Source organism: Tolumonas lignilytica, assembly GCF_000527035.1.
In the GTDB taxonomy this organism is placed as follows: domain Bacteria; phylum Pseudomonadota; class Gammaproteobacteria; order Enterobacterales; family Aeromonadaceae; genus Tolumonas; species Tolumonas lignilytica.
Map to the genome: position 1 here is coordinate 1,551,895 of NZ_AZUK01000001.1, position 11,830 is coordinate 1,563,724.

General features: G+C 50.8%; 5 protein-coding genes, 3 tRNA genes and 4 rRNA genes. 4 read left to right on the forward strand and 8 right to left on the reverse strand.

Annotated features, from left to right (window positions below):
- Window positions 1-49: 49 nt before the first annotated feature.
- The 3 genes from treC to ovoA all read left to right on the forward strand — a co-directional run bounded on the left by treC (window position 50) and on the right by ovoA (window position 4,476).
- Window positions 50-1,714: an alpha,alpha-phosphotrehalase gene (treC, locus tag H027_RS0107235; protein WP_024871812.1), complete on the forward strand. Its 1,665-nt coding sequence runs from the start codon at window positions 50-52 to the stop codon at window positions 1,712-1,714.
- 95 nt (window positions 1,715-1,809) lie between these two features.
- Window positions 1,810-2,217, forward strand: coding sequence for a cytidine deaminase (cdd, locus tag H027_RS0107240; RefSeq protein ID WP_024871813.1), 408 nt, complete (start codon window positions 1,810-1,812; stop codon window positions 2,215-2,217).
- Window positions 2,218-2,301: 84 nt separating this feature from the next.
- Complete coding sequence (gene ovoA, locus H027_RS0107245) at window positions 2,302-4,476, forward strand: 5-histidylcysteine sulfoxide synthase (protein ID WP_024871814.1); 2,175 nt, start codon at window positions 2,302-2,304, stop codon at window positions 4,474-4,476.
- Between the two features lie 53 nt (window positions 4,477-4,529).
- Here ovoA and rrf (H027_RS0107250) read toward each other — a convergent pair.
- From rrf (H027_RS0107250) to H027_RS0107280, 7 genes are all read right to left on the reverse strand, one after another.
- A 5S ribosomal RNA gene (gene rrf / locus H027_RS0107250) occupies window positions 4,530-4,644 on the reverse strand.
- A gap of 55 nt (window positions 4,645-4,699) precedes the next feature.
- Window positions 4,700-4,776, reverse strand: a tRNA-Asp gene (locus tag H027_RS0107255).
- Window positions 4,777-4,838: 62 nt separating this feature from the next.
- A 5S ribosomal RNA gene (rrf, locus tag H027_RS0107260) occupies window positions 4,839-4,953 on the reverse strand.
- Between the two features lie 75 nt (window positions 4,954-5,028).
- Window positions 5,029-7,915: ribosomal RNA gene (locus H027_RS0107265) — 23S ribosomal RNA — on the reverse strand.
- A gap of 201 nt (window positions 7,916-8,116) precedes the next feature.
- A tRNA-Ala gene (locus H027_RS0107270) sits at window positions 8,117-8,192 on the reverse strand.
- An 11-nt stretch (window positions 8,193-8,203) separates the two neighbouring features.
- A tRNA-Ile gene (locus H027_RS0107275) sits at window positions 8,204-8,280 on the reverse strand.
- Window positions 8,281-8,345: 65 nt separating this feature from the next.
- A 16S ribosomal RNA gene (locus tag H027_RS0107280) occupies window positions 8,346-9,889 on the reverse strand.
- Together the 16S, 23S and 5S rRNA genes with 3 tRNA genes alongside form the textbook arrangement of a ribosomal RNA operon.
- 548 nt (window positions 9,890-10,437) lie before the next feature.
- Here H027_RS0107280 and H027_RS18305 point away from each other — a divergent pair.
- Window positions 10,438-11,004, forward strand: coding sequence for an RNA recognition motif domain-containing protein (locus tag H027_RS18305; RefSeq protein WP_038149210.1), 567 nt, complete (start codon window positions 10,438-10,440; stop codon window positions 11,002-11,004).
- A 1-nt stretch (window position 11,005) separates the two neighbouring features.
- Here the strand turns inward: H027_RS18305 and murI are convergent, their stop codons facing one another.
- On the reverse strand, window positions 11,006-11,767 hold the full coding sequence (gene murI / locus H027_RS0107290; RefSeq protein ID WP_038149573.1) for a glutamate racemase: 762 nt from the start codon (window positions 11,765-11,767) through the stop codon (window positions 11,006-11,008).
- Between the last annotated feature and the right edge of the window lie 63 nt (window positions 11,768-11,830).

Here is an 11,830-nt window from a genome sequence, read left to right on the forward strand (position 1 = left end):
TTTCCGCTGCGGTGAAATGCCGCAGCCTTTCTGGAATGGAGAAGTTTTGATGTCTTATCCGCAACACGATTGGTGGCGTCAGGCCGTGGTGTATCAGATCTACCCCAAAAGCTTTCAGGATTCCGGCGACAAAGGCACCGGCGATCTGCAGGGGATCATTCGTCGCCTCGATTATCTGCAACAGTTAGGTGTGGATGCGCTCTGGTTGACCCCCATCTACTGCTCCCCTCAGGTCGACAATGGCTACGACATCGCCGATTACTACGCCATCGACCCTGCGTTCGGCACCATGCACGATTTTGAGCAACTCGTGGCCGCCTGTCAGAAACGCGGTTTGCACCTCGTGATGGACATGGTCTTTAACCATACCTCAACCGAGCATAGCTGGTTTAAAACGGCCGTCAGCGATCCGCAAAGCCGGTTCCGCGATTTCTATATCTGGCGCGATCCCGTCAACGGGCAAGAGCCGAATAACTGGCAGTCCAAATTTGGCGGCAATGCCTGGGCATTCGATCAAAACAGCGGCCAATACTATCTGCATCTGTTCAGTGAACAACAAGCCGATCTGAACTGGGAAAATCCAGAAGTCCGCGAAGAGATCAAAAAAGTACTGCATTTCTGGGCCGACAAAGGGGTGGATGGTTTTCGTCTCGATGTCATCAACCTGATCTCCAAACAGCAGGATTTTTGCGATGACACCAGCGGCGATGGCCGCCGCTTCTATACCGATGGCCCGCGCGTACATGAATACCTGCAGGAACTGTCCCGCGATGTGTTTATCCCACGCAACTGTATGACCGTCGGTGAAATGTCATCCACCACCCTCGCTCATTGCCAGCAATATTCGCAACAGGATGGCCGTGAACTGTCGATGGTGTTTAACTTCCACCATCTGAAGGTCGATTATCCAAAAGGCGAAAAATGGCAACTGGCCGCACCCGATTTTATCGAATTGAAGAAGATTTTTGCCGAATGGCAGGGTGGATTGCATCAACAAGGCTGGAGTGCGCTATTCTGGTGTAACCATGATCAGCCCCGCATCGTCTCGCGCTTTGGTCATGAAGGCATCTATCGGGAAAAATCAGCCAAGATGCTTGCCACGACACTGCACATGCTACAGGGCACCCCCTATATCTATCAGGGCGAAGAGATCGGCCTGACCAATCCGCATTTCACACAAATTGATGATTACCGGGATGTGGAAAGTCTGAATCTCTATTTGGCGCATCAGGCGCAGGGCATGGCCACCGCAGATACGTTAAACGTCCTCGCTGCCCGTTCACGCGATAACAGCCGAACCCCGATGCCGTGGGATGCCTCGCCCGGTGCTGGTTTCAGCCAGGGAATACCCTGGATCCCGTTTGCAGACAATGTTGCTGATATCAATGTGGCAACCGCACTGGCGGATCCAGACTCCGTCTTTTACTACTATCAACGCCTGATCCAGCTCCGTAAGCAGTATCCAGTGATCGTCAATGGCAATTATCAGGATCTACAACCCGACCATCCGGATCTCTGGTGTTATCAGCGCGACGATGGTCAGCACCAGTTGTTGGTTGTCGCCAACCTGCGTGCCAGCACGACGCCTTTTGAACTGGCAGAGCATTGGCAATCCACCGCTGCGGAATGTCTGATCCACAACAGTGAAATATCACCCACACTTTGCAGCCGGGAACTGCAACCCTATGAAGTGATGGTGTGGCTGAGCAGATAGATCAACTATTTATACGCGTAATAGCAGCACACCCGCTTGTTGGTAACAGGCAGGTGTGCTAAAAATTCTGTACACCTTACGTATAAGGATTTTTTATGTCACCACTTGATGACGAGCTGCTCATGCAACTGATGGATGCGGCCAAAGCCAGCATCCGCCATGCCTATATGCCTTATTCCAACTATCCCGTTGGGGCTGCCGTGCTGACCGCCGATAACCAGATCATTGCGGGTGTAAACATTGAAAACGCGGCCTATCCTGCTGGCACTTGTGCCGAACGCGTTGCCCTTGGTAATGCCATCAGCCAGGGACACTCTCAATTCAAAGCCATCGCGGTGTTCTCACCCAAGGGTGAAATCAGCCCGTGCGGTGTCTGCCGCCAGTTTATCTCCGAATTTGGCCCGGATATTCAAATCCTGTTCCACTGGCAAGGCCAGTTGCAGCAGATGCCGATCAAAGAACTGCTGCCCTTTTCCTTCAGCCAGCATCAGTTAAACGCCTAAAGATCCACTGATCTGAATGCAATTTTCCCCGTACTGTCATTGACCAGCTATAGTGTCTGATAAAACAGTACGGGAGAATGACCTGTGAATACCACCAATCCAGTTGCCTTCAGTGAGCAGCAACCTGCGGCACACACCGCGTTGCCACCTCCTACTCACACCCTCTGGTTACAAGGTTCCGATGTCAGCACAAAGCGGCAGGAACTGCGAGACTACTTTATCCAGACCTACGATCTCTACGATTCGCTGTTTGATTGTCTGGCGTGTGATGATGCTTGGTATAAAAAAGCCATTCCGCTGCGCCATCCCCTGATTTTCTACTACGGTCATACCGCTGCTTTTTTTATCAACAAACTCTTGGCCGGTCAGTTCATTCAGCAGCGGATTGATGCGGATATTGAAGCCACTGTCGCCATCGGTGTCGACGAGATGAGCTGGGATGATCTGAATGAACAGCATTATCGCTGGCCGACAATTCCGCGATTGCGCGAATATCGGCAACAAGTCAGAACCCGTGTTATTCAATTTATCGAAACCATGCCGCTAGAATTACCCATCACCTGGGAAAGCCCGGCCTGGGCCGTGCTGATGGGGATAGAACACGAACGCATTCATCTTGAAACCTCATCCGTGTTAATTCGCCAGCTACCACTGGCATGGGTACAACCCCAACCCCGCTGGCCAGTCTGCCCTGAGCACCGACAACGGCTCACGGATGTACCGGCCAATGAACTCATCACCGTCGCCGGAACCAGCGTCCATCTGGGAAAACCTGAAACTGATGCAACCTATGGCTGGGATAACGAATACGGGCAACGTACCATCAATCTGGCTTCCTTTAAGGCCAGTAAATATCTGGTCAGTCATGCTGAATATCTCGAATTTGTGCAGGACGGCGGCTATCAACAACCACAGTGGTGGAGCGAGGAAGGTCAGGGCTGGTTGAATTTCACACAGGCAGATAAACCAACCTTCTGGCTCGGAGATATCACTCAACCCGCCTCATTGCGTCTGCGTCTGATGTGTGAAGAAATTCCAATGCCATGGGACTGGCCAGTTGAAACCAATCAACTGGAAGCCGCCGCCTTCTGTTGTTGGAAAGCGTCGAAAAGCGGGCTGCCGATTCAATTACCCAGCGAAGCAGAATGGACGACATTACGTAATGTAATACCCACTGATCAGGCTGATTGGTCACAGGCTCCAGGCAATATCAATCTGGAGTACTGGGCGTCCTCCAGCCCGATCGATCATTTTCCACAAGGCGACTTCTACGATGTCATCGGTAACGTCTGGCAATGGACCAGCACCGCGATCGACGGGTTTGACGGATTCAGAGTGCATCCACTGTACGATGATTTTTCCACACCCACCTTTGATGGCAAACATAACCTGATCAAAGGCGGATCTTGGATCTCAACCGGTAATCTGGCCATTAAAAATTCACGATACGCATTCCGCCGTCATTTTTTCCAGCATGCCGGTTTTCGTTATGTAGTGTCTCGCTATCAGGAACCGAATGTCGTGAATCCTTACGAAACGGATCCGTTGATCGCGCAATATCTCGATTCTCATTATGGACCGGAACATTTCGGCGTCCCCAATCACTGTCAGCTTCTGGCTGAAATTGGCAATCAAATTTGCCCGCATAAAACCCGAGCCTTAGATATTGGTTGCTCTGTCGGTCGTGCCAGTTTCGAACTGGCGAAATATTTCCAGCACGTCGATGCGGTAGACTATTCAGCCCGTTTTATCGATATCGCTCAACTCCTGGCACAACAAAACAGCTTCCGCTATGCCATGGCCACCGAAGGCGATCTCGTTGCTTACCGGGAAGCCAAATTGACCGATTGCCAGTTAACCCCTGACTTAGCACACCATATCCTCTTCACACAGGGTGATGCGTGTAATCTGAAGAGTAAATATCAACATTATGACCTGATCCTCGCCGCAAACCTGTTAGATCGGCTACGCGAACCGGCTCATTTTCTGAATGATTTAGCGCATCGATTACGTGATGGAGGCATTTTAATGCTCTGCTCACCACATACCTGGCAGGAGGAATCGACAAACAAAAGCAACTGGCTCGGAGGGATCAGAGAGAATGGCGAAGCTTTGACAACTTATCAGGCATTACAACGGATATTAAATCGAGACTTTGAGGAAATAACCGCGCCGCAGGATATTCCATTTGTTTTGCAGGAAACCGCGCGTAAATACCAATATCTGGTATCACAGCTCACCATCTGGCGCAAAAAATAAATCCGCAGAAAACAAAAAGCCCCGAACTCATGTTCGGGGCTTCATATTTGAGAGCCTGGCAGTGTCCTACTCTCACATGACGAATGTCACACTACCATCGGCGTAACAGCATTTCACTTCTGTGTTCGGAATGGGAACAGGTGGTTCTACTGTGCTATGGCTACCAGGCAAATTCTGTTTAACAAAAACGCCTTAGTTATCACTAAGGCGTTTTTCAAATAAGTGGCGGAGTGGACGGGACTCGAACCCGCGACCCCCGGCGTGACAGGCCGGTATTCTAACCGACTGAACTACCACTCCGCGTTTTCCTTCATGCTCGCTCAACCGTTGTCACCCAGTCAAGGTCTTCGCATTAATTCGGTGCCTGGCAGTGTCCTACTCTCACATGGCGAATGCCACACTACCATCGGCGCTACAACGTTTCACTTCTGTGTTCGGAATGGGTACAGGTGGTTCCATCGCGCTATCGCCGCCAGGCATATTCGGTTCATTGGAAAGCTATCATTCAATCAGTCAAACAAGCATTGGGGTTTGAAACCACTTGGGTGTTGTATGGTTAAGCCTCTCGGGTCATTAGTATGAGTTAGCTCAACGTATCACTACGCTTACACACCTCACCTATCAACGTCGTCGTCTCCAACGGCCCTTCAGAGGACTTAAAGTCCTAGGGATGACTCATCTCGTGGCAAGTTTCCCGCTTAGATGCTTTCAGCGGTTATCTTTTCCGAACTTAGCTACCGGGCAGTGCCATTGGCATGACAACCCGAACACCAGCGGTTCGTTCACTCCGGTCCTCTCGTACTAGGAGCAACCCCACTCAATCATCCAACGCCCACGGCAGATAGGGACCGAACTGTCTCACGACGTTCTGAACCCAGCTCGCGTACCACTTTAAATGGCGAACAGCCATACCCTTGGGACCAACTTCAGCCCCAGGATGTGATGAGCCGACATCGAGGTGCCAAACACCGCCGTCGATATGAACTCTTGGGCGGTATCAGCCTGTTATCCCCGGAGTACCTTTTATCCGTTGAGCGATGGCCCTTCCATTCAGAACCACCGGATCACTAAGACCTGCTTTCGCACCTGCTCGACCTGTCCGTCTCGCAGTTAAGCGGGCTTATGCCTTTGCACTAACCTCACGATGTCCGACCGTGATTAGCCCACCTTCGTGCTCCTCCGTTACTCTTTGGGAGGAGACCGCCCCAGTCAAACTACCCACCAGACACTGTCCCTGGCCCGGATAACGGGCTAAGGTTAGAACATCAAACATACCAGGGTGGTATTTCAAGGACGGCTCCATGACAACTAGCGTCATCACTTCAAAGCCTCCCACCTATCCTACACAGGTAGGTTCAATGTTCAGTGTCAAGCTGTAGTAAAGGTTCACGGGGTCTTTCCGTCTAGCCGCGGGTACACCGCATCTTCACGGCGAATTCGATTTCACTGAGTCTCGGGTGGAGACAGCGTGGCCATGGTTACACCATTCGTGCAGGTCGGAACTTACCCGACAAGGAATTTCGCTACCTTAGGACCGTTATAGTTACGGCCGCCGTTTACCGGGGCTTCGATCAAGAGCTTCGCTTGCGCTAACCCCATCAATTAACCTTCCGGCACCGGGCAGGTGTCACACCCTATACGTCCACTTTCGTGTTTGCAGAGTGCTGTGTTTTTGTTAAACAGTCCCAGCCACCTGGTCACTGCGGCTGACATTCGCTCCAAGAGTAAATCTCTTCACCAACATCAGCGTACCTTCTCCCGAAGTTACGGTACTATTTTGCCTAGTTCCTTCACCCGAGTTCTCTCAAGCGCCTTGGTATTCTCTACCTGACCACCAGTGTTGGTTTCGGGTACGGTTCTTTGTAACCTGAAGCTTAGAGGCTTTTCCTGGAAGCGTGGCATCAGTAACTTCATGACCGTAGTCACTTCGTCTCGGCTCTCGGAATATAGTACAGCGGATTTGCCTACCGTACTTCCCTACCACCTTTCACCAGCTCTACCAACCGCTGGCCTACTTAGCCTTCTCCGTCCCCTCATCGCAGTTACAAAAAGTGCAGGAATATTAACCCGCTTCCCATCGACTACGCCTTTCAGCCTCGCCTTAGGGGCCGACTCACCCTGCCCCGATTAACGTTGGACAGGAACCCTTGGTCTTCCGGCGAGGGAGTCTTTCACTCCCTTTAACGTTACTCACGTCAGCATTCGCACTTCTGATACCTCCAGCATGCGTTACCACACACCTTCACAGGCTTACAGAACGCTCCCCTACCACTTGCCTTTCGGCAAATCCGCAGCTTCGGTGACTAGTTTAGCCCCGTTACATCTTCCGCGCAGGCCGACTCGACTAGTGAGCTATTACGCTTTCTTTAAATGATGGCTGCTTCTAAGCCAACATCCTAGCTGTCTAAGCCTTCCCACATCGTTTCCCACTTAACTAGTACTTTGGGACCTTAGCTGGCGGTCTGGGTTGTTTCCCTCTTCACGACGGACGTTAGCACCCGCCGTGTGTCTCCCGGATAGTACTTACTGGTATTCGGAGTTTGCATCGAGTTGGTAAGTCGGGATGACCCCCTAGTCGAAACAGTGCTCTACCCCCAGTAGTATTCGTCCGAGGCGCTACCTAAATAGCTTTCGGGGAGAACCAGATATCTCCGAGTTTGATTGGCCTTTCACCCCTAGCCACAGGTCATCCCCTAATTTTGCAACATTAGTGGGTTCGGTCCTCCAGTACCTGTTACGGCACCTTCAACCTGCCCATGGCTAGATCACCCGGTTTCGGGTCTACACCCTGCAACTAGTCGCCCAGTTAAGACTCGGTTTCCCTACGGCTCCCCTATTCGGTTAACCTTGCTACAGAATGTAAGTCGCTGACCCATTATACAAAAGGTACGCAGTCACACCACGAAGGTGCTCCCACTGCTTGTACGTACACGGTTTCAGGTTCTATTTCACTCCCCTCACAGGGGTTCTTTTCGCCTTTCCCTCACGGTACTGGTTCACTATCGGTCAGTCAGGAGTATTTAGCCTTGGAGGATGGTCCCCCCATATTCAGACAGGATACCACGTGTCCCGCCTTACTCGTTTTCATTCCAAGGTCGCTTTCATGTACGGGGCTATCACCCTGTATCGCCAGCCTTTCCAGACTGTTCCACTAACTTCCAAGAAACTTAAGGGCTAATTCCCGTTCGCTCGCCGCTACTAAGGAAATCTCGGTTGATTTCTTTTCCTCGGGGTACTTAGATGTTTCAGTTCTCCCGGTTCGCCTCGTATGACTATGTATTCATCATACGATACTGAGTAAACTCAGTGGGTTTCCCCATTCGGACATCTGTGGATAATAATGTCTCTTACCGACTCTCCACAGCTTAACGCAGGTTAGCACGTCCTTCTTCGCCTCTGACTGCCTAGGCATCCACCGTGTACGCTTAGTCACTTAACCATACAACCCCAAATGGTTTCCCATTCAGCGCTGTTGTTATGACCAGTTTACTGGTTTAACACCAAGTTTTTCCAAGACGCTTGTTTGTCTTGATTGAACTTTATCAGCTTTCCAATTTTTTAAAGAACAGTCTTCCAGTTAAGAAGACACAGTGATAACGCAGTAGTCTCTACCTGCATCATTACTCTGGCTTCTTTAGAGTGGTGGAGCCATGCGGGATCGAACCGCAGACCTCCTGCGTGCAAAGCAGGCGCTCTCCCAGCTGAGCTATGGCCCCTCCGTCGGAAGTGGTGGGTCTGAGTAGACTCGAACTACCGACCTCACCCTTATCAGGGGTGCGCTCTAACCACCTGAGCTACAGACCCACTTCAAGGTACTCTTCATCTCAAGCAATCTGTGTGAACACTCACATAGAGTCAATTAGTTAAGGTAAGGAGGTGATCCAACCGCAGGTTCCCCTACGGTTACCTTGTTACGACTTCACCCCAGTCATGAATCACACCGTGGTAATCGTCCTCCCGAAGGTTAGACTAACTACTTCTGGTGCAACCCACTCCCATGGTGTGACGGGCGGTGTGTACAAGGCCCGGGAACGTATTCACCGCAACATTCTGATTTGCGATTACTAGCGATTCCGACTTCACGGAGTCGAGTTGCAGACTCCGATCCGGACTACGACGTACTTTTTGGGTTCCGCTTGCTCTCGCGAGGTCGCTTCCCTCTGTATACGCCATTGTAGCACGTGTGTAGCCCTGGCCGTAAGGGCCATGATGACTTGACGTCATCCCCACCTTCCTCCGGTTTATCACCGGCAGTCTCCCTTGAGTTCCCGGCATGACCCGCTGGCAACAAAGGATAGGGGTTGCGCTCGTTGCGGGACTTAACCCAACATCTCACGACACGAGCTGACGACAGCCATGCAGCACCTGTGTCTGAGTTCCCGAAGGCACATTCGTATCTCTACAAACTTCTCAGCATGTCAAGGCCAGGTAAGGTTCTTCGCGTTGCATCGAATTAAACCACATGCTCCACCGCTTGTGCGGGCCCCCGTCAATTCATTTGAGTTTTAACCTTGCGGCCGTACTCCCCAGGCGGTCGATTTATCGCGTTAGCTTCGGAACCCACGCTCATAATGGCACAAACTCCAAATCGACATCGTTTACAGCGTGGACTACCAGGGTATCTAATCCTGTTTGCTCCCCACGCTTTCGCACCTGAGCGTCAGTCTTTGTCCAGGGGGCCGCCTTCGCCACCGGTATTCCTCCAGATCTCTACGCATTTCACCGCTACACCTGGAATTCTACCCCCCTCTACAAGACTCTAGTCGGACAGTTCGAAATGCAGTTCCCAGGTTGAGCCCGGGGCTTTCACATCTCGCTTATCCAACCGCCTGCGTGCGCTTTACGCCCAGTTATTCCGATTAACGCTTGCACCCTCCGTATTACCGCGGCTGCTGGCACGGAGTTAGCCGGTGCTTCTTCTGTGGGTAACGTCAATGCTGATGAGTATTAGTCATCAACCCTTCCTCCCCACTGAAAGTGCTTTACAACCCGAAGGCCTTCTTCACACACGCGGCATGGCTGCATCAGGGTTTCCCCCATTGTGCAATATTCCCCACTGCTGCCTCCCGTAGGAGTCTGGACCGTGTCTCAGTTCCAGTGTGGCTGGTCATCCTCTCAGACCAGCTAGAGATCGTCGCCTTGGTGAGCCGTTACCTCACCAACTAGCTAATCCCACATGGGTGCATCCAATCGCGGTAGGCCCGAAGGTCCCCACCTTTCCCCCGCAGGGCGTATGCGGTATTAGCAACCGTTTCCAGTTGTTATCCCCCTCGATTGGGCAGCTCCCCATGCATTACTCACCCGTCCGCCACTCGCCGGCAGGATAGCAAGCTATCCCCCGCTGCCGTTCGACTTGCATGTGTTAGGCCTGCCGCCAGCGTTCAATCTGAGCCATGATCAAACTCTTCAATTAAAGTTTTGGCTCAATGAATGACTTGTCTTTACAGACACTTCGTATCATTGATTAAATTTTTTCAATCTAATCAATCTACGCAAGTGCCCACACAGATTGCTTGATATGTTGTTAAAGAGCGTGGCTGTTAGGCCAGGGAGGCGAATCATACGCTTTCCCTCTTCGTTGTCAAGCGGCGTTTATCACAAACGGCTTGGCAACTTGAATCTTTACTGAGTTAACGTGCTGAATCTCAACTCGTTGCGGCGTCTGCCGTCTCAGTGGGGCCGCATTATAGGGGCCCGTTCTTTTTAGGCAAGCAATTTCTGTGATTTTTTTCACATTAATTGTTACCAACAAACTGTACGCAATTATTCACAATTTTATCCACAAAAAGGCTGTTTTTCGGTGGTTCTTCTCCTGATTTTCTTGCACTGGAGTCGTGCGGGAAATAAGAAAATGTTAACTCGCTAGCGTTAAAGCAGTATCTCAATAGCAGCTATGGCTATTAACATCTACCATGGTGGAGACATCATCTCTATAACAACAATTTTAGTGAGTGCTATTCAATGAACATTCCACCTCGTTATACGTATTGTGTAATGGTTACGGTTGTATTGACCGTGATCGCCTATTTTATTTCTCCAACTATCGCGGTTGGTATTCTGGTTGGCGGTTTAATTTCTCCTTTATTTGCCATGTGTCAGCCGACATCCCAACAATCTGTTGCCCCTGTTGCTTCATCTACTGCACAGACACCAGCAAAATCTTTTTCTGTTGCAGCAGCGACCAGTGCTGAACAAGATGAAACCGTTATTATCTCTCGGGCCGACTATACGGGGGATGTTAAAACAATTTATGTTGGTAACCTGCCTTATCGTGCTAATGAGGCGGCTATCCGTAAGTTATTTTCGGAATATGGGTTGGTGCTGTCGGTTCGCTTAGTCAAAGATCGGGATACAGGCAAACGCCGTGGTTATGGTTTTGTTGAAATGCCAGCCGATGCAGCCGATGCGGCGATTGCCGCGCTGAATGAAACCGAATATCTGCAGCGTACATTAAAAGTACGTGAAGCTAATGAAAAGAAAGAAGTGCTGAAACCGGAAGATGAGAGTTCAAATTCTGCGGAACTCTGATTCAACAAAGCGCCAAGACATTCAGTTCATCAAAGCCGTATTCCGCCAGAATGCGGCTTTTTTTCGTCGCGTCATGATCCAGCACGGTACAAAATGCCCGTCCTTTGGTATTGCTGCTATGTACTGTTTCTTGTTCTTTCAATAAAACCGCAACACGTTTCGCAATGGCAGCACCGGAATCCACCAACCGGACTCCAGGCATGAGTCGATATATCTCTTCTTTTAATAGAGGAAAATGAGTACACCCCAGCACCAAGGTATCAGGCAGAGTTGGCTGTGTGAGTAAGGGCTGTAATGCCTGATGAATGGCGTGTTCATCCACCGCATATCCCGCCATCTTTCTTTCTGCTTGCACGACGAGATCGGTGACACCCAGTTTTGATACCTGACAATGATTGGCAAATTGGGCAATGAGTCGTGAGGTGTAGGGTCGTTGAACCGTGGCCGGTGTCGCCAGCAAGGCAATATGGCCATTCCGTGTCAATGCGGCTGCCGGTTTGATGGCAGGAACAACACCAACCACAGGAATGGACAAACGCTCACGTAACGCGGGCAGCGCAATGGTACTGGCGGTGTTACAGGCAATCACAACCAGATCGATCTGACGCTCTGTGACCAGATGTTCTACCAGCAAACAGCAACGCGCCGTGACAACGTGCTCCGGCTGCTCGCCATAGGGGAAATAAGCATTATCGAATACGTAATCATAGCGATGCTCAGGCAGAGTATTTCGGACTTCCTGATATATGGATAATCCGCCCATGCCGGAATCAAAAAGCAGTATGTTCACATTGATTCTCACCTGATAACAACGGGCCGGATCATA